Genomic DNA, 21974 nt, shown 5'->3' with positions numbered 1-21974 from the left:
AGGTAGTTACACGCTGATGGCAGAAACAGTCTCCCCCGAATTCGCGCTTGATGAAAGCGACGAACGCACCGTCCTCCGGCTGACCGGGGACTGGACCGTCCAGCATGTGCAGGACGTCGACGATGCCTTGCGTGCGCTCAACGTCTCGTCTCCGCTCGCTGTGGATGTCTCGGATCTTGGCAAGCTCGATACCGCCGGTGCCTTCGTCATCGACCGCACGCTGCGCGCCGCCGGCTCTGCCGAAGAGGGCGAACCCGAGATTATCGGCGACCATCCAAACGCCACGCGCCTGATCGCGCAGATCCATGCCGTGTCCACGCCGGCGCCCGAGAGCCCGGCCCAGGATGGCAGTATCATGGCGTTGCTCGACCGAACCGGTCGGTCTTTCATGCACATCGCTTCGGAGAGCATCGCAACCCTGGCTTTTCTCGGTGAAACGCTCGCCACCTGCGCCCGCATGCTCCTGCAGCCCTGGAAGCTGCGCTGGACCAGCATTGTCGCCGTCATGGAGGAATCCGGGCTCGACGCGCTGCCGATCATCACTTTCCTTTCCTTCTTCGTCGGCATGGTCATCGCCTTTATCGGTGCGACCACACTGAAGAGTTTCGATCTCGAGATCTATACAGTCGAACTGATCGGCTATTCGGAGCTGCGTGAGTTTGGCGTCGTGCTGACCGGTATCGTCCTGGCGGGCCGCACCAACTCGTCCTTCACCGCCCAGATCGGCACGATGAAGATGCGTCAGGAAATCGACGCCATGCAGACGCTCGGCCTGAAGCCGATGGAAGTGCTGGTCGTGCCACGCGTGCTGGCCATGTTGATCATGACGCCCGTGCTTGCCTTTGCTGCGACATTGGCAGGCATTGCCGGCGGCGTGATGGTGGCGTGGCTGGCCCTTGATATCAATCCGGGCGTATTCATCGTTCGCCTCAGGGATTCCGTGCCCCTCGACCAGTTTTGGGTCGGCATGTCCAAGGCGCCTGTTTTCGGTCTTGTCTGCGTCCTCATCGCCTGCCGTCAGGGGCTGAATGTGGGCGGCAGCGTGCAGTCGCTAGGCCGCGCAACCACAACATCGGTGGTGCAGGCCCTGTTCTCGATCATCGCGATCGATGCGCTGTTTGCGATCTTCTATATGGAGCTCGATATATGAGCGCCGATCCGATCATTCGTATCCGCGATCTGGAGACGCGCTTCGGCACGCATACCGTGCATGAGCATCTGGACCTCGACGTTGAGCGCGGCGAAGTGCTTGGCGTGGTCGGGCCTTCTGGCACCGGCAAGTCGGTCCTGCTACGGGCCATCGTTGGGCTGAAACATCCCTCGGCCGGTTCGATAGAGGTCTTTGGCAGGAAGCTCGATACGCTTGGCGACGAAGAGCGCCGCAGCCTCGAGCGGCGCTGGGGCGTGATGTTCCAGGATGGCGCCCTGTTCTCGAACCTCACGGTGCGCGAGAATGTCATGGTGCCCATGAAGGAACACACGAACCTCGGGCCCAAACTCAGCGCAGAACTGGCCGACATGAAAATCCGTCTCGCGGGGCTTGAGCCGGATGCAGGCGACAAGTTCCCGTCAGACCTTTCCGGCGGCATGCGCAAGCGTGCGGCGCTCGCCCGCGCTCTGGCCCTCGATCCCGAACTTCTGTTTCTTGATGAGCCGACGGCGGGTCTCGATCCGATCACGGCGGCCGGTTTCGACACGCTATTGCGCCAGCTGCAAAAATCGCTGGGGCTCTCCGTCTTTCTTGTGACCCATGATGTGGATACGCTGAATGCTGTCTGCGACCGGATTGCCGTGCTGGGCGAGAAAAAAGTACTGGCGATTGGAACGATCGACGAACTACGCGCCTTCGATCACCCGTGGGTGCAGGAATACTTTGGCGGCCCGCGTGGCCGTGCCGCCACCGGACACTAGAATGGAGACCGGATATGGAAACGCGCGCTAATTATGCCCTCATCGGCGCCTTTGTGCTGATCGCGGCCTTCGCGGTCGCGGGCTTCGTGATGTGGCTGGGGCAGGCCCAGTTCCGGCAGGACTTCAAGGCCTACGACATCGTGTTCGAAGGCCCTGTCTCGCTCGAGGAAGGATCCGCGGTCCGTTATATCGGTATCAAGGTCGGTGAAGTCTCGACCGTGCGCATTGACCGGGCGGATACGTCCAAGGTCCGCGCCCGTATCCGCATCGACCGCGAAACGCCGGTCCGCAAGGACTCGACCGCTTCCATTCAGCTGGCCGGTATTACGGGCACGACCTTTATCCAGATCACAGCGGGTACCGGCGAGCCGCTCGAAGCGCGGGCAGGCGAGCCTGTTCCTGTCATCAAGGCCGAACGCACCCAGCTGGACGAACTCTTTTCCGGCGGCACGGAAGTGCTCGGGAACGCCAACCAGGCCATCCAGCGCGTGAACCTCGTCTTCACCGACGAGAATATCGATGCGTTGTCCGCGACGCTCAAGAATCTCGAATTGCTTAGCGGCAAGATCGCCCAGGACAATGGCCTGGCCGACAAGGCCTCGGCCACACTGGACGATGTGTCAAAAGCCACGCGCAAGTTCGAAGCCGCCTCAGCCTCGTTCGAGACGCTCAGCACCACAACCAATACGCGCGTTGCCGAACTGGCAGACCAGCTGGACCTCGTCGTCAGTGATGTGCGCAGCATCACAAAGACCGCCAATGAAACGATCGAACAGAGCAATCGCGCTGTCTCGGCTGCGGCGGACGCCATTGAGGGGCCTGCAACATCTGCCATTGAGGACGCGCGCCTCGCCAGCCAGGACCTGCGCGTCCTGATCAACCGGCTTGACCGAGTCGCCCGCGAAATCGAACGCAATCCCCAGAGCTTCGTCGCTGGCGATCCCATTCCCTATGAAGGAGAGCGCTGATGTTGCGCCGAATTGCTATTACGCTGGCTGCTGCCAGCCTCGCATCATGTGTATCGCTTCTACCGGAGCAAAAGGTTCCTGAGGGTCTCTACCGGTTCGGTCCTACCGAGACGGTGCATCCCATTGATGCTTCTATCATCATTCGGGAGCCCGAAGCCTCGCGCCTCTTTGGCGGACGCGCCATTGCATCAGAGGACGGCAGCGGGGCGCTTCGCCTCGTGCCCGGTGTGGAATGGACCGACAGTGCCACGCGCATGATGCAGATTGCCCTCCTGGATTCTCTTGGCGGCGAGGGCGGCGGTGTCGCCATCGGCTCTGATACCGGCGCGGATGCGGATTTCGAGCTGGCCTGGCGCATGTCCGACTTCACGCTCTCGGGCACGACGGCGCGTTGCCGGATTCAGGCGACGCTGCTTGAAGGGCGCTCGCGCAAGATGCTCGCGCAGACAAGCGTCTCAACATCGGCTGTCGCGCAGGGCAATGATAACGCCTCACGTGCAAAGGCCCTGACCGATGCGGGCAGGGCCTGTGTCAGTGATGTCGCTGCCTTTGTCGCCGAAAAGGCGGTCGCGCCAGAACCGAAGTCCTGACGCGGCGGCCTTAGCCGGCTTTCATCTCGTCGAATGGCAGATCCTTGTCGACGCGCACGTCCTGGGGCAGGCCCAGCACGCGTTCGGCGATGATGTTCTTCAGGATCTCATCGGTGCCGCCCGCAATGCGCAGGCCCGGCGCCCACATGAAGCTCTGCTGGAAGATGGCGTCGCCGGGCATCGTCTCGGCATCGTTGATGATGCCGTAATGGTCCTGCATTTCGATGGCCGAGTTACAGATGTCCTGCAAATGGTTGGCCGTGATGATCTTGCCAATCGAGTTTTCCGGTCCCGGTGTCTGGCCACGTGAGAGGGCCGTCATGGTGCGGAATTTCGTCAGCTTGTAGCCTTGCGCCGCGACATACCAGTCAGCCAGTTTCTCGCGGAAAGCCTGATCGGTGATCGTGCCGGACGATTTGGCGTATTCCATGATCTCGCCCCAGTCCGGGCCGGGTGAACCGCCCACGGCAAGGCGCTCGTTCATCAGCGTCACGAGCGCCACTTTCCAGCCGGCACCGACTTCGCCGAGGCGGTCGGAATCCGGAATGCGCACATCCGTGAAGTAGACTTCGTTGAACTCGCGGCCACCGGAGGCCTGGTGGATCGGACGGACTTCGACGCCCTTCTGCTTCATGTTCACGATGAACATGGTCAGGCCCTTGTGCTTGGGCACTTTCGGGTTGGTGCGCACGAGCACGATGCCGAAGTCGGAATAGTGCGCGCCGGAGGTCCAGACTTTCTGGCCGTTGATCACCCACTCGTCACCGTCCTTGACGGCTTTCGTCTTGAGGCCGGCAACATCGGAGCCTGCCGATGGTTCGGAGAAGAGCTGACACCAGATCTCCTCGCCCTTCAGGGCCTTCTCGACATAGCGCTTCTTGTGGGCGTCGGAGCCGAACGCAATGACGGTTGGCACACACATGCCGAGGCCGATGGCGAACGGGCCGGTCGGCGCATCATATTTCGACTCTTCCTGTCCCCAGATGACCGATTGCATGGACGTGCCACCGCGGCCGCCCCATTCCTCCGGCCAAGTGATCTGGGCGAACTTGTTTTCCGCCTTGATCTTCTGCCAGTCCTTGGCGCGCTGGAGTGCGTCCTTGCCGGAACCTGGCCGCGGGCGTGCGCCCGTTTTTGGTTCGAGGTGCTTGTCGAGGAACGCGCGGGCTTCGGCGCGGAACTCTGCTTCTTCCTTGGTATCGTTGAAGTCCATTTGTCTGATCCTTCCTACGCTGCGTTCTTGGTTTCGATGGCGCGGACGAGTTTCTCTTTCCACACCTTGGGGCTGCCGGCCTGAACCGCGAGCAGCTTGGCCCGGCGGTAGAAGAGGTGGCAGTCGACTTCCCACGTGAAGCCCATGCCGCCATGCGTCTGGATGTTCTCTTTCGAGGCAAACCAGAAGGCTTCCGATGCGGCCACACGGGCAGCAGCGGCGGCTTCAGGCAGTTCGGCCGCATCCGTCGACAGTGCCCAGGCACCGTAGAAACAGTTGGAGCGTGCCACTTCGTTCTTCACGTACATCTCGGCCAGCTTGTGCTTGATCGCCTGGTTGCCACCGATCGGGCGGCCAAAGGCGTAGCGCTCCATGGCATAGTCTTTCGCCATTTCGAGGCAGCGCGAGGCGCCGCCCAATTGCTCGAACGCGATCAGCACGGCCACACGGTTAAGCAGTTCATCGTTCAGGACCGCGCCGTCGCCCGACTTGCCGAGCAATGTGGCGGGGGCCTTGTCAAAGGTGAGTTCGGCATGGCTGCGGGTCGGGTCCAGTGTCGAGAGAACCTTCTTCGAGACGCCCTTGCCGGACAGGTCGACCAGAACGAGGCTCGCGCCCTTGCCGTCCTTGGCCAGCACGACGGCGTGCGTGGCCACGTCACCATCCGTAACAGGAACTTTCACGCCGCTGATTGTCTTGCCGTCAAATGTCGTCTTGAGCGAAGCGGCGTCGGGGTTGCCCGGGCCTTCGCTGGCGGCGTAGCAGCCGATCACGTCACCTGAAACGATCTTCGGGAAAATCTCGGCCTGCTGGGCTTCGGAGCCTGCAAGCTTAAGCGCTTCGGTGAAGAAGTAGGCGGTCGAGGCCCATGGCACAGGCGCCAGGACGCGGCCCATCTCTTCGGCCAGGACGCACATTTCCAGCATGCCGAGCCCGAGGCCGCCATGTTCTTCCGGAATGCTCGTGCCGAGCCAGCCCATCTCGACGACCTTCTTCCACACGCCTTCATTATAGGCCTTGGAGTCGTCGTTCAGGACGGCGCGGACTTCGCCCATCCCGCACTGGCTTTCGAGAAACTTTCGCGCCTCATTGGCGAGAAACTTCTGGTCCTCGGAAAAATCGAAATTCATTGCGTCTGGCTCCCTGGCCCCCTGTGGAGGCGCATAACTTTGCTATGGTGCCAATCTAGCGCCCTTTACGTGCGCGGAAAGCCGTGACCCAGCGGAAATCCTCGATTTCAATTGATGCTCACCCAGCGATAGATGAAATTTGATCTATCGTTTTCAGCTCAAAGAAAGGGGATTCGGGCAGGCTGAGGTATTGGTTCAGGGGACACCGAACTATGGCCAAGGCAACCTTCCACAAGTCGCAACGCGTATTCGTCAAACCTGTCGGCACATGGGCGCTGGTCGAACAGGTCATTCCGCAATGGGTGAAGAATGTCGAAGAGCCTCTGAAAGTGTCCTATGATTGTGGCCTCGGTCGCCGCTTCGAAGCGCACGAGCTTCTGTCCGAACAAACGGTCCACAAGCATCAGCGCCCAGAGGATGACGAAGAGGATTTTCTGCTCGAACAATGGCGGATTGACCGCAAGTTGATCAAGTGGCGCTCCACGACCATGCTGGGGGTCGATCCCAACCCTGCAACCTTCCCTGTTATTGTCACCGATGATGGCGACTGGGGAGGCTGGCGTGTGACGGGCAGCGAGTATGACCGCGATCCCCACCGCATCGAGCACCAAGCCCGAATGATCGTCCATACGCCGGAATTGTTGCGCATCGCCAGACGCCTTGCCGACATGGCTGGCGCAATTCCGGAAGACCTGCCGGAGGAGGCGAGGCAATTGGCAAGCCATTGCGCGCTGATCCTGCGCCACGTGTATCAGTCTGAAGAAGACGCCGTGGCCGCCGCCGCCGAATAGGCCGCTTCAGCGCGCGCGCCCGATGGCGAGGGCTGCCCATGCCAGCGCTGCCCCGATACAGGCGCCCAGCAGGTTCGCTCCCGCATCCAGCAGCGAAGGCGTGCGCCCCGTGCCCGCCAGCGCCTGCGCAAACTCCAGCACCGCCCCATAGCCCACGGCGACGATGACGCCCCTTACGATGCGCTCGCGGCCGAGCCAGAAGCATATCAGTCCCGCCAGAACCATGTAGGCAATCGCGTGCTCTGCCTTGTCGCTGAGATGCACGTCCGGCAGGTCCTGTCCCGGCACGAGCGACAGGATCGCGATGGCCACAGCGACCAGCAGGCTTGTTATCCCGGCGATCCGACGGACGATGGGCGAAGCCAGGAAGGACAATAGCTGGTTCATCCGCGCGTTTTCCCTTGTGTTTCCTGCAGTCCCGGGGCGCTCTGCCCCTTGGAAACGGACCGTTCCGTCCCGATGTCAGTGAGGCAAACCCTCGACGCGGCCTGTCTCAGCCCGTATCGAGCCCTTATCCCGCTGCCGTTTTCCGGAGACATCATGCGCACTGAAACCCCCGTTGCCGTCAAGCTCGCCGACTACACGCCCTATCCGTTCGATATAGAGCATGTTGACCTTTCCTTTGAGTTGGACCCGGATGCAACAAGGGTGACTGCTACGCTGAAGGTCACCCGCAAGGAAGGTTCGGGCAATGCGCCGCTCGAACTGGACGGCGAAGCGCTGAAACTGGTCTCGGTGGAAATCGACGGCCGCGCGCTAACGCCCTCCGATTACAGCCTCACCGAGCAGGGCCTGACGCTGCCGGATGTGCCGGATCAGTTTACCCTCCGCACCGTGGTGGTGATCGCGCCATCGAAGAATACGGCGCTGTCCGGTCTCTACATGTCGGGCGGGCGTTTCTGCTCGCAGTGCGAATCTGTGGGCTTCCGCCGTATCACCTATTATCCGGACCGCCCGGATGTGATGAGCCGTTTCTTCGTCACTATCCTCGCCGACAAGGCCGCCTGCCCGATCATGCTGTCCAATGGCACGCCCGGCGATGTGAAAGACGCCGGCAATGGTCGCCACACGATCACGTGGGACGATCCGCACAAGAAGCCCTCCTATCTCTTCGCGCTCTGCGCCGGCGACTATGATGTCTATCGCGACAGCTTCACCACCATGAGCGGCAAGCACATCGACCTCGCCATTCATGTCGACAAGGGCGATGCAGACCGCGCGGCTTGGGCCATGGACAGCCTCAAGCGCTCGATGGCCTGGGACGAGCAGACCTATGGCCGCGAATACGATCTCGGTGTCTTCAACATCGTTGCCGTGCGCGACTTCAATTTCGGCGCCATGGAGAATAAGGGCCTCAACGTCTTCAACTCGGCCTATGTGCTCGCCGATGAAGACTCCGCCACCGATGCAGACTTCGAAGCCATCGAGAGCATCGTTGCCCACGAATATTTCCACAACTGGACCGGCAACCGCATCACCTGCCGCGACTGGTTCCAGCTCTGCCTGAAGGAAGGCCTCACCGTCTTCCGTGACCAGAACTTCTCCGCCGACATGCGCTCGCGCCCGGTGCAGCGCATCAAGGATGTCATCCGCTTGCGCGCCCGCCAGTTCGCCGAAGATGCCGGCCCGCTCGCCCATCCGGTCCGTCCGGATCATTACGGGTCGATCGACAACCTCTACACCGCCACGGTCTACGAGAAGGGCGCCGAGGTCATCGGCATGCTCCGCCGTATCATTGGCGAGGAAACATATCGCAAAGGCATGGACCTCTATTTCGAGCGCCATGATGGTCAGGCCGTGACCATAGAAGATTTCTACAAGTGCTTCGAGGACGTGACCGGCAAGGACTTCACCCAGTTCCGCCTGTGGTACGCGCAGGCCGGTACGCCGCGCGTCACAGTCGAGGAAAGCTGGGACGAGGCCGCCAGGGAACTCACCATCAACCTCTCCCAGACAACGCCGCCAACACCCGGCCAGAGTGACAAGAAGCCCGTTCCCATCCCGCTGGAACTGGCCCTGCTCAACGGCACTGGCGGCACTGATGCCTGGCTGACCGTGCTCGACACGGCTGAAACGACGATCAAGCGCAAGGTAACCAGCGGCCGCCCGCTCCTGTCGGTCAACCGCGACTTCAGCGCACCAATCCGTGTTGAGCGTGACCTCACCCGCGACCAGCGCCTTGCCCTTGTCGTGGCCGAGACCGATCCCTTCAACCAATGGGAAGGCGTGCGCACGCTCGTTACCGAGGAAATCCTCAAGCTCTCCGAAGGCAGCCAGGCCAAGCCCGACAGCGAACTCGTCTCTGCGATTGCCGCCGCCATCCGCAATGCGGGCGACGATCCCGCGCTCGCGGCCCTGCTGACCCGCCTGCCGGAAGTCGGCGAACTGTTCCTGGAGCGTGAGCCGGCCGACCCGGTCGCCCTCCATTCTGCCCGCAAGCGTTTGCAGGCGGCCCTTGCCGAAGCGCTTTCGGGCACGGTGGCAACCACCCTCGAAGCCCCATCGCCTGCACCCTATGCACCTTCGGCGGAACAGGCCGGTGTGCGGGCCTTCCGCGGGGCGTGCATCAACCTGCTCGGAGCTTCCGAAGACAAGGATGCGCGCCGCAAGCTGCTGGTATTGTACAAGAAGGCGACGAACATGACGGAGCGCCTCGCCGCCATGCGTGCCCTGACAATGGACGGAAAATGCCCGGAGCGTGACGAAGCGCTGGCCGATTTTGAGACGAACTGGAAGCATAACCCCATCGTCATGGACAAGTGGTTCGCCGTGCAGGCCGGGCAGGGAACCGCCGAGACGGTTGCGGAACTGGCCGCCCATCCGGACTTTGACCTGAAAAACCCGAACCGCGTGCGGTCCGTCGTCGGCGTCTTCTCCACTGCCAACCTCGCCGCCTTCCACGCGCCGGACGGTTCCGGTTACCGCGCCGTGGAAGACATTATCCTCAAGGCTGATGCGGCCAACCCGGCCCTGGCGGCCCGCCTCATCACCGCCTTCGAGCAATGGCGCGTGCTGGAACCCAAGGCCGGCGCTGCAGCGCAGGCGACACTCAAGCGTCTGCAGGAAGCGAAACTGTCGCCCAACTCCGCCGACATTGTCGGTCGGGCCCTCGGGTGAAGTAGTTAACGATTTCGTCAGGATTATTAACACTTAGGCAATGATTCCACCGGAAAACGGTATACGGGTAAGTATGTCCAATTTGGGTGAATGGAGCCTCCTTGGCGGATCAAGTCGTCAGTTCTGATGGAATGACCGCTGCAGACAAGGCGTCTGCAAGGGTTGCCGTGCGACTGAAATGGACCATCCTGGCCATCATCGTCCTTATGGCTGGCGCCCTTGGCCTCAAGGCCTGGGAAGAACGCCAGAGCGCCCATGTGGCCATGCTGTCGGCCCTTCAGGCCCAGGCCGCCGCCATTGCGGGACGCATGGAGGGCCGCGCCGAGACCGCTGAAGTCGCCATCCGCCTCGTGGCCGAATCCGGCGCGTCGCGCTCGGCGATTGCGGCCGCGACACCGGGTGTGGACGCTGTTCTGTCACTCAAGGATGCCCAGCAATCGCCTGCAGGAAGCCGCCTTCAGGTCGCCGCTGTGACGGCTGCCTCCTTGCTTGAGCAGGGCTATCGCTTCGGGGTCTCTTCGCAGGGCGATATCATTCTCGTCTCCAATCCTGAACAAGCCGGTGCCATGCTGGCCATCGCGCCGGCGGGAACCTGGTTGCCGGCGGTCGGAGCAGGTCGCAGGGTCACGCTTGTCTCCGGAAATACCCGCGTTGGTTCTGGCGACCCGGCCCTGGAAGCGGCCATTGCGTCCCTCAATCCCGGCCAGACCCGCCTGACATCGGCCCCAGATTTCAACCGTCTCGCGACCGCATGCGTTCCGCTGGACGGCAGCCCTGCTGCGGTTTGCGAGAGCGTGCTCCATCCCCTGTTTACGCTGGACGATCTCGTTCGCCTCCTCATCTTTGCGCTCTTGCTGGCTGCGCCGGTGCTGGCGATTGTCGGCCTGATGAACCGTCTATCCCGCGAGGATGCCGTCAGCCTGATCGAGGAAACCCGCGAGGATGAAGCCGACCGCATCATGGGGCTCGTGATGCGCAGTGCGCGTGCCGGCTATTGGGAATGGGCACCGGGCAGTTCGGCCGTCTTCCTGAGCGATGGCGCCTCAGACCTTTTCGGCATGGACGGCTCCGGCCTGATCGACGTGCAGGACATGTTGCGGCAGGTGCATCCTGAGCATCAGGCCCGCATGATCGAGACACTCGAAAAGGCCCGCGACATAGGGTGGATCCAGACGCAGTTCCTCTCCCATTCGGAGCCCCCGCTCTGGATCGAGATGCGTGGCAGCATGACGCAAGACCCGACTGGAAAGACGTCGATCTTCGGCGGTATCGTGCTCGACATTACAGATCGCAAGCAATCGGAAGACCGCGTGAAAGCGGCCGAGCGTCGCCTGCGGTCCGCGATTGAGGGCTTCAACGGCCCGTTCGCGCTCTGGGATCATCGCAAGCGGCTGCTCTACTGGAACCGGGCCTTCGCGCTCGACTTCGGCCTTCAGGACACGCTGCGCCCCGGCATCAGTTACGACACGATCATGATCGCCCGCACGGGCGCCATCCGCGCCGAGAAGCAATCCTCCGAGGATGCCCGCACAATGATAGTCGAGCTGCAGACCGACCGCTGGCTGAAGCTGGTGGAGCGGCCGACGGCTGATGGCGGCCTGATCACGGTTGGCATTGATGTGACCGAGAACGTCCACAATGAGGAGGAGCTCAAGCGCCAGAAGCAGAGCATGCGCAAGATCAACCTCGAGCTTGAGCGATCCGAAGGTCGCGCGAACGAACTGGCCCGGGGCTACGCCGAAGAGAAGGCCAAGGCCGAGCACGCGGCGCACACCAAGTCGGCCTTCCTGGCCAATATGAGCCACGAGCTGCGCACACCGCTCAACGCGATCAACGGCTTCTCGGAAATCCTCGCGCATGAGCTCTACGGTCCGCTCGGCGATCAGCGCTACAAGGGCTATGCCCACGACATCCTGACATCCGGCCAGCACCTGCTCGACATGATCAACGATATTCTCGACATGGCGAAGATCGAAGCCGGCAAGATGACGATCAATCCGCAGCCCATTGATCCGGTTGACCCGGTCGATGCCGCCGTGCGCATGATCCGCCGCAAGGCCGAAGACAAGGGTATCCAGATCGTGCTTGAGGCCCAGCCCGGCCTGCCGGACCTGGACGCCGACCACCGCGCCATCCGCCAGATGGTGCTGAACCTCTTGTCCAATGCGATCAAGTTCACCGATTCCGGCGGCACGATCACGGTGACGGTCGAACAGAGCGGCGCGGATATCCAGATCGGTGTTACCGACACCGGGATCGGCATCCCGATCGAGGACCTGCCGCGTCTCGCCAAGCCGTTCGAGCAGGTGTCAGGCTCGCGCGACCGCAATTATGAAGGCACAGGCCTCGGCCTTGCGCTCACCAAGTCATTCGCCGAGATGCATGGCGGGCAGATGAGCCTCTCGTCCATCGAGGGTGAAGGCACGACTGTCTCTATCCTTCTGCCCATCTCGGGTGCCAGCGAGCGCGTCGCCGAGGAAGACGCCCGCGAAGTTGCCTAGGGCCGCAGATTCCAGTCGAGGATGCGCGAATCGTCCGGGCTGACATCCACCACGCCCCAGGCCCCCGTCTTCAGCTTCCGGTCCAAGCCATCAGGCTGCGCATCCACCACATCCGGCAGGAATCGCGCAATGCCATTGCTGGTGACGATCAGCACGTTTGCATCTGCTTCCAGAGTTGATGCGCGTTCCAGCAGGCTCGCCCAGGCGGCGCGCAAGGCGGCGGGGTCAACCTGCCAGCCGGGCGGCGGTGTTGCATCCCGGTCCCAAGCGGCGAGGGCTTCGGCGCCGATACGTGCAATCACCGTGTCTTCCGTCTGGTTCTCGTCCGGGCCGTAATCCACTTCCGTCAGGAAGGTCAGGATGCGCAAGGCGGGCGCATGCGGCCGGGCATCAAGAATGGTGCGGGCCGTCTGGCGCGTGCGTAGCAGGGGTGAGCAGAAGGCGGCGCAGAAGGCCGTATCCTGGAAATGCGCGGCCAGTGCATGGGCCTGCGTGCGCCCCGAAACGGACAGGGAAAGGTCCGTCCGTGCGCCGACGCGGGTCGGCGTTTCACCCTTGTCGAACGTGTTGCCGTGGCGCAGGATGATCAGGCGGGCCAAGGGTCTTACGCCCCCGCCGGGTCGCCATGGTCGCGGATCAGCCGTTCGGCCAGCGCAACGTCTTGCGGTGTGTCGATGCCGGGAATCGCAATCGTGTCCGGGGCAACCTCAACGCACTGGATCGACATGCCATTCTCCAGAAGGCGCAGCTGTTCCAGCCCTTCCAGCTGTTCGTAATGGCCTTCGGGCAGGCTCACATACCGCCGCAAAGCTTCGAGGCGAAACGCATAAAGCCCGATATGCCGACAGACCGGTGACAGGTTGCCGGCGGCGCGCAGGGCGGCTTCCTTGCGCATGGCGGGCAGGATGATTTTCGAGAACCAGAGCGCGCGGCCGTCAGTATCATGCGTCAGCGTGGTGCCCGAAAAGGGCGTGTCCAGCTTGTGCGCGCGCAGGTCGTCCAGCGCGTCCCATGTCAGCCGCACATAAGGCGTCGCCGCATCCGTTCCGGAGGTCAGAACGGCTTCGGCCACCGCGATGATGTGGGCCGGCGGCGTGAACGGCGAGTCCCCCTGCAGGTTGACCACGACCTGCGGCAGGACACCCAGTGCATCTGCGGCGGCCAGCGCGCGGTCGCTCCCTGACGGCAGGGCCGGATCGGTCAGTACGACGGGAATGTTGCGCTCCCTGCAATGCGCCTCGATCCGCGCGTCGTCGGTTGCAACCACATGCGCAGCGTCTTCAAGCGCGGTAGCCGCCTTGGCCGCCATGGTGGCCACGCGGCTGACCATGGACTGGCCGGCAATCAGCGTCAGCGGCTTGCCCGGGAATCGGGTCGAGCCATAGCGGGCCGGGACAACAATGAGCGTCTTCATGCAGGCATTACCTTGGCGTGGGGCCTAGAGCGTGTTCGGCCGCTGGTTTTGCGGCTCGCGCATGTCCTGCATCAATCCGATCAGCGGGCCAACCCATTGCAGTGTCGCGTCGCCAACGCCTTCATTGCGCAGGAACTCGGTGAAGGCCGGGGTCAGTTCTTCGTCGCCGCATTGATCGACAGCCGCTTGAAGTTCGGGAACGACGATGGTCTGGAACGTATCGGCAAAGCGCTGGATTCGATCCTTCTTGGAGAGCAGCTGCATGGCCACAAACGGGTCGACATCGCCATCGGCATTCTGCAAGCGGCGCAGGTCGTTGATCATGCCGCGGTTGTTCGACGCGAACTTTTTCAGCACCTTGTCGGTCTTGTAGTCGACCCATTCAGCCGTGCAGGGCTTCGGCTCGACGGAGGCGCAGGCTGTGAGGCAGGCAAGGCCAAGCAGGATGGCGGCGAATCTGGTTTTCATCATTGCAACGTCCCGTCTGGCTGATCATGGCGCACCCTAAAGCCGGGGCACGCAGGCGCAAAGCGCGTTGAACAGAAAAGGGCCCCGGTGTCGGAGACACACCGGGGCCTCAAGCGTTGGCAAAAGGTGAGGTTACAACGCCTATTTGTTGATCTCGATCGTGCGGCGGAACGTTCCGATCTTCCGGAAAGCCGCTTTTTCCTCATCGCGCAGAAGACCGCTTTCCTTAATGGCGGCCAGTGTCTCGGCGGCCTTCAGGCGAGCGGCATTGCCTTCGACACAGGCGACATGAAGATCGTCGCCATACGGGCCGGGGGCAGCCAGGATGCGGGTCTCGCCCGGGGCCAGCTTCGCGTCTCGGCAGGAAAGCGCGAGTGTTTCTAGCGCCTGGGTGGTCTGCTCTTCGCGGCCCTCCTGGCCGTCGCCGTAGGCTGCTTCAATCTTGGCTTCGAGTTGGCCGGTCCAGCTCTCGATACGCGCTTCGATCTCCATATTGGTTCTTTCAAGGTCTTCGCCGTAGGTGTCTTCCCATTTGGAGACGATATGATCCACTTCGTCTTCCCATTGCGACATGCGGCTTTCGTATTCGTCGGACCAGGCTTCCCAGGCCGCCGCATTTGCTTCTGCTTCAGCCTCAGCCGCTTCTTCTGAAAATGCATGGCTATGCGTGCCGCCATCGAGTTCGGAAACATCACGGGCTGGCGGTACGGGCGGCGCAGGCGGTTGCGCCGGCATGACAGGCATCGGTGGCAGAGGCGGCATGGCATCGGGTACGTTGATGTTGCGGGCTTCCAGGCTGATCCGGTGGTTCAGTTCGGCGATATCCGCTTCGATGGACGGATCAGGCGTCTGGATCGGATCCCCCAGCAGGACGAACTGGCGATCCTCGACTTTCTTGCCATTGATATACAGCGTGGAGTTGTCGATCTTCAGGCTGCGCGTCAGCTCTGCTTTTGCTTCTCCGGCGCTGGCCGTCACGGACGCCGTAGAGATGACTGCCACCGAACCGAGCAGGGCCGTCAGCCCCACACCCGCCAGCCGGCGGCGCTTCGTCGGCGCCGGATAGGCCATGCGGCGCATACGCTCCTTCAGGGAATGGGTCAGCGGCAGGCTGGCCGCCATTGGCAGGCGTTCCGGCACCGAAATCCGCACGGCTTTCAGCAGCGTCGAGCCATAGGCGTGCGGGCTGGCGGCGCCGCAGCGCAGGACATCGCCGTCGCAGGCTGCTTCCTGGTCTGTGCGAAAGGCCGCACGGGACATGTAGGCCAATGGGTTGAACCAGAGGCAGGCAACAAAGAGTTCGGCGATCTGCAGCGCCCAGAGATCGCCGCGTTTCACATGCGTCAGCTCATGGGCGAGGGCGGCACGTTGCTGGACCCGATCATAATCGGCCTCGAACCATGCGGGCAGGAGCACGATCGGGCGGAAGAGTCCGGTCACGAGCGGGCCGTTCGAGATCAGGCTGGTGGCAATCTGCGGTGTCCGCTTCAGGCCGACCTGACGGGCAACGTCATCTGCAAGGGCTTGCAGCTGCGGTGAGGCCGGCATCTTCTCGCGGGCAACGACGGGCATGAAGCTCTGCTGTGCGGCGCTGTTGCGGACAAGGGCAACCAGCGTGCCGATAACCCAGACCGCCAGCAGGAGGGTCATGACCGATGCGGCCATATCCATGCCAGGGAGGAAACTGCCATCCGTTGTGACAGGCGCGACTGGCACGGCGTCCACTGTGTGTGTCACAGGCGCGATCGTGACGGTGTGCGCATCACTGGATGCCCAGACCTGGGTCGCCGTTGATGCCGAGACCTTTGCCGCGTCTGTCAGCGGCAGGCTTGGCGCGAGGCCGAGAAGGCTGATCCAGGACATGCCCGTCGGCAAAGGCGGCATGACAAGGCGCGCCAGAGGCAACAGCCAGAGCGCATAGGCGAGGCCAGGGCCGAATTCGCGGGCGACAGCCTTGCGGGCAAAGAGAACCACAAGGAGCAGCAGCGAAACGGCAAGAACCATTTCCATGACCGATTTCGGATCAGGCGTGAGAAATTCGGTGATCATTTCTTGAGGTCCCCCAAAAGTTTTTCCAGGTCTTCGATATCCTGGGATGTCAGGCCGCGGCTGTCTGCCAGGTAGGCAACGAGTGGTGCAGCGCGTCCGGAGAAAACCCGGTCTATGAATTGGCCAGCTGCCTTGGCCTTGTAGGATTCTTCGTCAATCGCCGGAATGTAAAGATATCGCCTGCCGTCTTCCTGCGTGCTGACGGCGCCTTTTTCGACGAGGCGCGACAGGAGTGTCTTTACGGTGCGGCTGGTCCAGTCCTTGTCATTTGCGAGCGCCTCATGCACATCGCTTGCCGCGATGCCGGGTTGCTCCCACAGCACGCTCAGGACTTCGAGTTCTGCGGCCGATATTTTCATTCCTGCTCTCTCCCCGAGATTGGACTACACGCGTAGTCTTAAGCGAAGACTACATGTGTGGTCAACGCATTTCTGATGACAAGACTGTAACCCATCGCTTTGATGCCGCAGCGGTGTTCTTGTCTCTTCTATTCACCTGGGCGCTCCTGTAGGGTCCCGGCGGGTGGTCAGGGCGGCAAGTTGAGGAGAGGGCGATGAGAATAGCGACATTCAGTGCGCTGGCGCTGGCGCTTTTGCCAACGGGCTGCGCAACAACCGGAACTGCGGGCGACTACGGCGCGATTCTTGGCGATATCATGGGCACGCCGGGTGGCCAGAGCGCCCTGACGCAGGCCGAGATCGATGCGGGCCTGCGCGAGGCGCTGACGGTCGGTACGAATCTCGTCGCCTCGCAACTCGGCAAGACAAACGGCTATTTCGGCGATCCGCGCATACGCATTCCGCTGCCAAAGACCTATCGCGACATCCAGACTAATCTGGCTCGCGTTGGGGCGAGCGGCCCGCTTGATGATCTTGAAATGCGCATGAACCGCGCGGCAGAAGCGGCCGTGCCAGAGGCCAGGACCTTGATACTGGGCGCCGTGAAATCCATCACGATCAATGATGCCCTGCAGATACTGAATGGCGGCGACACGGCTGCCACCGATTATCTCCGTTCCCGAACAGAGACACAGCTGCGCCAGGCGTTCACGCCTTATGTGAAACAGACGCTCGCGCAGTCCGGTGCCTTCACGCAACTTGAACAGGTTGCCGGCCAGTATGGTTTCGGCGGTGTGACGGGCAGCCTTCAGAACGATCTGACGCAACATGCCGTGGGCCTCGGACTTGACGGAATCTTCCTTTATGTGGCGGAAGAGGAAAAGAAGATTCGGGAAAACCCAGTGGCACGTACGAGCGAAATCCTGCGCCGTGTATTCGGGAATCGCGCCTGATGCGCAGAATTAAAAGTGAGTTGAAGGCCGGCGGCGAACTTGTCGGCATCGAGTTTGGGGACCCCATCAAGCCCTATGCCGCCGTGTGGCTGCATGCGACCGGCTTCAATGCCATGACCTATCAATCGCTGCTCGCGCCGCTGGGGCTTCGGGCCCGTATCGCGGCGCTCGACATGCGCGGGCATGGGCGCACCACGCTGGCTGCCAAGCCGCGCAGCCTCAAATCCTGGAGCCGGTTTCGTGACGATGTCATAGAGTGGCTGGAAAAGGAGGCGCCCCACGGCGTTGTCCTTGGCGGGCACTCCATGGGAGGCTGCGTCGCGCTGATGGTTGCAGGCAAGCGGCCGGATCTGGTGAAGGGCCTCGTGCTGGTCGATCCGGTCATCCTGTCGCGCAAGGTCTATTTCTGGAACCACGTCTTCCCGCCAGTTTCGATGCTGATCGCGCGCAATGGCATGGCCAAGCGGGCGCGCAAGCGCAAACCGGTGTTCAAATCCTTCCGCGATGCGCTCGATTCCTATACGGGCCGTGGCGCATTCAGCAGCTGGCGCGAGCCCTTTCTGGCCGACTACCTGCTGGATGGCATTGATCGTGTCGATCATGACGAAGCTGCCAACGCAGAACAGGAATGGCGACTGCTGTGTGAACCGAAATGGGAAGCGGCAACTTTTGCCGCACAGCGCAACCGTCCCTGGGGCGCGATGCGCAAGGTGAGAAAGAAGAAGATCCCGATCACCATCCTCAGGCCTAATTCGGATTCCGTCATCAGCGGCAAGGTGCGCGCCCAGCTCATCCAGATGTACCCCAACCTGATGATGAAACAGGTGCGCGGAACGTCCCATTTCCTGCCCATGGAAGCGCCCTATGAAGTCCGCGACCAGCTATCGGCCTTCATCGCGCGTCTCGTTGAAGGCTTCACGGTCGAGGAAGACGGCCCTGTGTCACGCTCGCTTTACGCCCGTCGCCGACGGGTCAGCTAGGCTCATCGATTAGAAAATCTGTATCGTCGTTTGCGTGCCGAACGCGCAAGAGCCGTTGCGTCGATTAGGGCTTCAGGTCTAATCGCTCCAGAATTTTGGAGTTCATCCGCATGGTCGAGTTTTTGGCCTCGTCCCCCGTACAGATCACGATCGTCCTGTTCCTCGTGACTGTCGTGTTTTTTGGTTTCGTACGGGAATCGCTTCCTGCAGACGTGATTGCGCTCCTGGCCATGGGTACGCTGATGCTGACCGGCATCATGAGCGTCAAGGAAACGCTGGGGGTCTTCTCCAATGCCGCGCCGCTGACCATTGCCGCCATGTTCGTCATGTCCGCCGCGCTCGACCGGACAGGCGTGATCGATCAGGCCGGGCGATGGGTGACGCAAGCCACGCATGGCTGGTCGCCGATCCTCGCCATTCTTGTAATGATGCTGGCCGTGATCTTCCTGTCGGCTTTCATCAACAACACGCCCGTTGTCGTCGTGCTCATCCCAGTTGCGATCCGGCTTGCCAAGTCGCTGAAGATATCGCCGTCGAAACTGCTGATCCCGCTCTCCTTTGCCTCCATATTCGGTGGCACCACCACCCTGATCGGCACGTCCACCAACCTGCTTGTTGACGGTGTCGCCCAGTCAGGTGGCCTCAAGCCGTTCGGCATGTTCGAGATCACGGCAGCCGGTTCGCTGCTTGCGCTCGCGGGCATGGCCTATTTTTCACTGGTCGGATGGTGGCTGCTGCCCAAGCGCGACACGCTGGCCGGCATGCTGCCCGACCAGAAAGAGCGCCGTTTCATTGCACAGATCCTGATCCCTATCGACTCCGTGCTCATCGGGCGCCCCCTCTCCGAGACGGGCTTCTCGCCCCAGCGCGGATTCTCGATCATTGATGTCCTGCGTGAGGGCGTGTCGCTCAAGGCGTCGCTGGGCAAGCTCATCCTGCGCGGCGGCGACCGGATCGTCCTGCGCTCGCCCGTGTCGGAAATGCTCAGCCTCAAGGAGCTGGGCCATGTCGCCATCGGCGCGGATGCCCAGGAGGGCACAGCATTTGAGCCGGTTCAGGCGAGCGAAGTGATCATTGCCGAGGGCGTGATCGGCCCGCAGTCGCGCCTGATCGGCCGCCGCCTGCTCGGCCTTGGTCTTGCCCGGCTTTATGGCGTTTACATCATGGCCGTACACCGGCGCGGCGAGAACATGGCGGACCAGCTTGGCGAGATGCGCCTTGATGTCGGCGATACGGTTCTGGTCGAGGGGCCAGCGGCAGGCATGCGCCAGATGTTCGAGGATGGGGCGCTCAACAACCTGACGGCCACCAGCGACCGGTCCGTACGCCGGGACAAGGCGGGTATCGCGGTCATCGCGCTGCTACTGGTCATGGGACTGGCTGCCTTTGAAGTCCTGCCGATTGCGGCGCTTGCAATCATCGGGGCGACCGCTGTCGTCGCACTCGGCTGCCTCGACCATCAGGAAGCCTATCAGGCCATCCGCTGGGACATTCTCATGCTGATCTTCGGCATGCTCGCGCTCGGGCAGGCGATGGAGAAGACCGGTGCTGTCCAGCTTGTGATTGATCTTGTCGCCGGGCCCATGGGCAGTCTTGGCCCTCTGGCCTTGCTCGCCATGATTTATCTGGTGACGACCGCGCTGACCGAATTCATCAGCAACAATGCCGCTGCTGTGCTGCTGACCCCCATCGCCATCGGCTTCGGCACCCACCTCGGCATCGACCCGCGCCCCTTCGTGGTAGCCGTCATGTTTGCCGCCAGCGCCAGTTTCGCGACGCCCATCGGCTACCAGACCAATACACTGGTCTATACGGCGGGTGGTTACAGGTTCATGGATTTCATCAAGGTGGGGCTACCCCTGAACATAATCATGTTCGTGGTCTCGATGTTCGTCATCCCGTTCTTCTGGCCGCTGGTCTAAGCCGCCTCACTGCGCGCAGGCCCAGTGCTCGCCGGGCTGGCGGGCGGGTTCAGGCTTTCCGAGAATGGCGTTGCAGCCGCACATGGTGGGGCGTTGCGCGCACATGTTGCGCTGGCGGTTGGCCGCTTCCTGCCTGCTTTCAGCGGCCGCCTGTTTCGCAGCGACTAGTCGGGCAGCCCGGGCCTCAGCCTGCTCGCGCGCGAGCCGGGCCGTCTCGGCCGCCTTCCGGCGCTCGGCCTCCTCACGCTTTGCATTCTCGCTCTGGATAATCCCTTCATAATACGCGATCTGCCTTGCGATCTCGGCCTCGTCATCCAGGCCTGCGCGACCGTCCCGCCAGGCGACGCATCGCTTTGTCTCGAGGGCGTCCTTTTCCTTGAAGGCCTGCTTTTGCGCTTCAGTGTAGACGACGCCTGCGTCCTTTATTTCGATACAGCCATGAAGGTAACACTGGCAGTGCTTGGTCATCTCGTCGATGGCGCGGTAATGTGCGTTGGGCTCATTCACTTTCATATCGGAATATTGCCCCACGAGCGTGTCAGCCTCTGCGATCGTTGCATCAAGCGGGGCCAGAGCCTCGGCGACTTCCTTGCGTTCATTTTCGTCGACGATCTGCTTCGCCACGGCTTCAAGCGGTTTCGGTTCGGAATCCTGGCCCTGCGCCTTGGCGCAGTAGGCAGCGCCTTGGCCCGGCACGCCGCAAATGCCTTCGCCGTCGGCGACATTCCGATTGAAGTTGCCGATGAAAACCGAGCCGTCCGCCTTCACTTCGCGGCCAGGGCCTGACCGGACGCCGTCCACGAAGGCGCCCTCATAAAACGTACCGTCCTCATACCACATCCGCCCCTCGCCGGATGGCAGGAACCCTTTGAAAGTGCCGTCATAGCGGGTGTAAAAGCTGAAGTGCATTTCGCCATCGATCAGGCCGTTGCGGTCCAGTTGCCCGCGATAGACACGGCCATCTGGCCACGTCACCTGGCCGCGCACTTCGCGCGGGGTGGGCATGTCAATGAATTGATAGGTAAAGGGTGCAGGGCCATAATATTGGCCTCCGCCGAATTGCGTCATGTCCGCCGTTTCGGTGACCCTGGTATGGGATATCATCTTGCGATCCGCTATCATCGCGCGGCCCTGTTCGGTCGTCAGGCGGGTATAGTTGCTTGCGGTTTCTCCAGCGACTGGCCCATAGAGCAGGAAGTTCTCACCGGGTGTTATCTGGAAGGTAAGCGCGTTCGTCCGGTTGTCGCACCAGTTACCGAACATGGAATCGTATTCGATATTCACAGCCAAGGTGCCCGGCCAGGCCTCGGCGCGGGCGTATTGCCCCTTCTTCGGCGTGTATCGCGCGCCACGCGGCCCGAAGGCGCTGGTGAAGGAGCAGTCGCTCCAGCGGCTGGAGTCATAGATGATATAGACCATGGCCGGTTGCTCGATCGGCGGCTCCGACCAGACCGGCTCCGGCTGGGGTGGCGGCGGCGTCGCGCTTGCCAGTGTTGCCGCGCTTAGCATGAGCGCGGTTGCCGCCCCTATTATGGTCCACTTCATGATTGAATCTCCCCAGCTTTGCGACTGAGGATTGCCGTAAAAATTGGCAAAAACAAGACAGGGTGGGGATGGCTTACGCGACGA

19 protein-coding genes are annotated in these 21974 nt (G+C 62.0%); 10 read left to right on the top strand and 9 right to left on the bottom strand.

Annotated elements, in window-relative coordinates; translation table 11 throughout:
• Positions 1–16 precede the first annotated feature (16 nt).
• The 4 genes from HY30_RS04035 to HY30_RS04020 are packed head-to-tail and all read left to right on the top strand — an operon-like array spanning position 17 to position 3469.
• On the top strand, positions 17–1150 hold the full coding sequence (locus HY30_RS04035) for an ABC transporter permease (protein ID WP_034737358.1): 1134 nt from the start codon (positions 17–19) through the stop codon (positions 1148–1150).
• On the top strand, positions 1147–1911 hold the full coding sequence (locus HY30_RS04030; protein ID WP_034737356.1) for an ABC transporter ATP-binding protein: 765 nt from the start codon (positions 1147–1149) through the stop codon (positions 1909–1911). Before HY30_RS04035 ends, HY30_RS04030 begins: the two co-directional genes overlap by 4 nt.
• 14 nt (positions 1912–1925) lie before the next feature.
• Positions 1926–2879: an MlaD family protein gene (locus HY30_RS19025; RefSeq protein ID WP_051614795.1), complete on the top strand. Its 954-nt coding sequence runs from the start codon at positions 1926–1928 to the stop codon at positions 2877–2879.
• Complete coding sequence (locus HY30_RS04020; RefSeq protein WP_034737354.1) at positions 2879–3469, top strand: ABC-type transport auxiliary lipoprotein family protein; 591 nt, start codon at positions 2879–2881, stop codon at positions 3467–3469. Before HY30_RS19025 ends, HY30_RS04020 begins: the two co-directional genes overlap by 1 nt.
• 10 nt (positions 3470–3479) lie before the next feature.
• Here the strand turns inward: HY30_RS04020 and HY30_RS04015 are convergent, their stop codons facing one another.
• Complete coding sequence (locus HY30_RS04015; RefSeq protein WP_034737352.1) at positions 3480–4682, bottom strand: acyl-CoA dehydrogenase family protein; 1203 nt, start codon at positions 4680–4682, stop codon at positions 3480–3482.
• A gap of 14 nt (positions 4683–4696) precedes the next feature.
• Positions 4697–5812 (bottom strand): acyl-CoA dehydrogenase family protein, encoded by a 1116-nt coding sequence (locus tag HY30_RS04010; protein ID WP_034737350.1) that lies wholly within the window; start codon positions 5810–5812, stop codon positions 4697–4699.
• A gap of 212 nt (positions 5813–6024) precedes the next feature.
• On the opposite strand from HY30_RS04010, the gene HY30_RS04005 reads away from it, so the two are divergent.
• A complete protein-coding gene (locus HY30_RS04005) occupies positions 6025–6603 on the top strand; it encodes a hypothetical protein (RefSeq protein WP_034737347.1) in 579 nt (192 codons plus the stop codon).
• A 6-nt stretch (positions 6604–6609) separates the two neighbouring features.
• Here HY30_RS04005 and HY30_RS04000 read toward each other — a convergent pair whose 3' ends face one another.
• Positions 6610–6990 (bottom strand): VanZ family protein, encoded by a 381-nt coding sequence (locus tag HY30_RS04000; protein ID WP_034737346.1) that lies wholly within the window; start codon positions 6988–6990, stop codon positions 6610–6612.
• A gap of 153 nt (positions 6991–7143) precedes the next feature.
• On the opposite strand from HY30_RS04000, the gene pepN reads away from it, so the two are divergent.
• Together pepN and HY30_RS03990 are read left to right on the top strand one after the other, a co-directional pair.
• Positions 7144–9720: an aminopeptidase N gene (pepN, locus tag HY30_RS03995; protein ID WP_034737344.1), complete on the top strand. Its 2577-nt coding sequence runs from the start codon at positions 7144–7146 to the stop codon at positions 9718–9720.
• 101 nt (positions 9721–9821) lie between these two features.
• The gene (locus HY30_RS03990) at positions 9822–12221 is read left to right on the top strand and encodes a sensor histidine kinase (RefSeq protein ID WP_162176888.1); all 2400 of its coding nucleotides are present in this window, start codon (positions 9822–9824) and stop codon (positions 12219–12221) included.
• Here the strand turns inward: HY30_RS03990 and HY30_RS03985 are convergent.
• From HY30_RS03985 to HY30_RS03965, 5 genes are all read right to left on the bottom strand, one after another.
• Positions 12218–12820, bottom strand: coding sequence for a histidine phosphatase family protein (locus tag HY30_RS03985; RefSeq protein ID WP_034737342.1), 603 nt, complete (start codon positions 12818–12820; stop codon positions 12218–12220). The genes HY30_RS03990 and HY30_RS03985 overlap by 4 nt on opposite strands.
• 5 nt (positions 12821–12825) lie before the next feature.
• Positions 12826–13635 carry a 3-deoxy-manno-octulosonate cytidylyltransferase family protein gene (locus HY30_RS03980; protein WP_034737340.1) on the bottom strand — a complete coding sequence of 270 codons (810 nt, stop codon included), beginning with the start codon at positions 13633–13635 and terminating at the stop codon, positions 12826–12828.
• A 24-nt stretch (positions 13636–13659) separates the two neighbouring features.
• Positions 13660–14106, bottom strand: coding sequence for a hypothetical protein (locus HY30_RS03975; RefSeq protein ID WP_034737338.1), 447 nt, complete (start codon positions 14104–14106; stop codon positions 13660–13662).
• 138 nt (positions 14107–14244) lie between these two features.
• On the bottom strand, positions 14245–16152 hold the full coding sequence (locus HY30_RS03970; protein ID WP_034737336.1) for a M56 family metallopeptidase: 1908 nt from the start codon (positions 16150–16152) through the stop codon (positions 14245–14247).
• Positions 16149–16511, bottom strand: coding sequence for a BlaI/MecI/CopY family transcriptional regulator (locus HY30_RS03965; protein ID WP_034737334.1), 363 nt, complete (start codon positions 16509–16511; stop codon positions 16149–16151). Before HY30_RS03965 ends, HY30_RS03970 begins: the two co-directional genes overlap by 4 nt.
• 194 nt (positions 16512–16705) lie before the next feature.
• Here HY30_RS03965 and HY30_RS03960 point away from each other — a divergent pair, with 194 nt between their 5' ends.
• From HY30_RS03960 to HY30_RS03950, 3 genes are all read left to right on the top strand, one after another.
• A complete protein-coding gene (locus tag HY30_RS03960; RefSeq protein ID WP_034737332.1) occupies positions 16706–17443 on the top strand; it encodes a DUF4197 domain-containing protein in 738 nt (245 codons plus the stop codon).
• Entirely contained in the window at positions 17443–18423 is a 981-nt protein-coding gene (locus HY30_RS03955; RefSeq protein ID WP_034737330.1) for an alpha/beta fold hydrolase, read from the top strand. Before HY30_RS03960 ends, HY30_RS03955 begins: the two co-directional genes overlap by 1 nt.
• A 110-nt stretch (positions 18424–18533) precedes the next feature.
• Positions 18534–20345, top strand: coding sequence for an SLC13 family permease (locus HY30_RS03950; protein ID WP_034737328.1), 1812 nt, complete (start codon positions 18534–18536; stop codon positions 20343–20345).
• Positions 20346–20351: 6 nt separating this feature from the next.
• On the opposite strand, the gene HY30_RS03945 is transcribed toward HY30_RS03950, so the two are convergent.
• Positions 20352–21890: an MORN repeat-containing protein gene (locus HY30_RS03945; protein ID WP_034737326.1), complete on the bottom strand. Its 1539-nt coding sequence runs from the start codon at positions 21888–21890 to the stop codon at positions 20352–20354.
• Between the last annotated feature and the right edge of the window lie 84 nt (positions 21891–21974).

It is taken from the genome of Hyphomonas chukchiensis, from assembly GCF_000682695.1.
Classification (GTDB): Bacteria; Pseudomonadota; Alphaproteobacteria; order Caulobacterales; family Hyphomonadaceae; genus Hyphomonas; species Hyphomonas chukchiensis.
The sequence above is the reverse complement of the archived record's forward strand: the minus strand, read 5'-3'. Positions and strand labels throughout refer to the sequence as shown.

Coding starts and splice junctions, on each gene's coding strand:
- HY30_RS03945 (WP_034737326.1), bottom strand. CDS start 21,890: ATGAAGTGGACCATAATAGGGGCGGCAACCGCGCTCATGCTAAGCGCG.
- HY30_RS04005 (WP_034737347.1), top strand. CDS start 6,025: ATGGCCAAGGCAACCTTCCACAAGTCGCAACGCGTATTCGTCAAACCT.
- HY30_RS04010 (WP_034737350.1), bottom strand. CDS start 5,812: ATGAATTTCGATTTTTCCGAGGACCAGAAGTTTCTCGCCAATGAGGCG.
- HY30_RS19025 (WP_051614795.1), top strand. CDS start 1,926: ATGGAAACGCGCGCTAATTATGCCCTCATCGGCGCCTTTGTGCTGATC.
- HY30_RS03965 (WP_034737334.1), bottom strand. CDS start 16,511: ATGAAAATATCGGCCGCAGAACTCGAAGTCCTGAGCGTGCTGTGGGAG.
- HY30_RS04020 (WP_034737354.1), top strand. CDS start 2,879: ATGTTGCGCCGAATTGCTATTACGCTGGCTGCTGCCAGCCTCGCATCA.
- HY30_RS03975 (WP_034737338.1), bottom strand. CDS start 14,106: ATGATGAAAACCAGATTCGCCGCCATCCTGCTTGGCCTTGCCTGCCTC.
- HY30_RS04030 (WP_034737356.1), top strand. CDS start 1,147: ATGAGCGCCGATCCGATCATTCGTATCCGCGATCTGGAGACGCGCTTC.
- HY30_RS04015 (WP_034737352.1), bottom strand. CDS start 4,682: ATGGACTTCAACGATACCAAGGAAGAAGCAGAGTTCCGCGCCGAAGCC.
- pepN (WP_034737344.1), top strand. CDS start 7,144: ATGCGCACTGAAACCCCCGTTGCCGTCAAGCTCGCCGACTACACGCCC.
- HY30_RS03950 (WP_034737328.1), top strand. CDS start 18,534: ATGGTCGAGTTTTTGGCCTCGTCCCCCGTACAGATCACGATCGTCCTG.
- HY30_RS03970 (WP_034737336.1), bottom strand. CDS start 16,152: ATGATCACCGAATTTCTCACGCCTGATCCGAAATCGGTCATGGAAATG.
- HY30_RS04035 (WP_034737358.1), top strand. CDS start 17: ATGGCAGAAACAGTCTCCCCCGAATTCGCGCTTGATGAAAGCGACGAA.
- HY30_RS04000 (WP_034737346.1), bottom strand. CDS start 6,990: ATGAACCAGCTATTGTCCTTCCTGGCTTCGCCCATCGTCCGTCGGATC.
- HY30_RS03980 (WP_034737340.1), bottom strand. CDS start 13,635: ATGAAGACGCTCATTGTTGTCCCGGCCCGCTATGGCTCGACCCGATTC.
- HY30_RS03960 (WP_034737332.1), top strand. CDS start 16,706: ATGAGAATAGCGACATTCAGTGCGCTGGCGCTGGCGCTTTTGCCAACG.
- HY30_RS03955 (WP_034737330.1), top strand. CDS start 17,443: ATGCGCAGAATTAAAAGTGAGTTGAAGGCCGGCGGCGAACTTGTCGGC.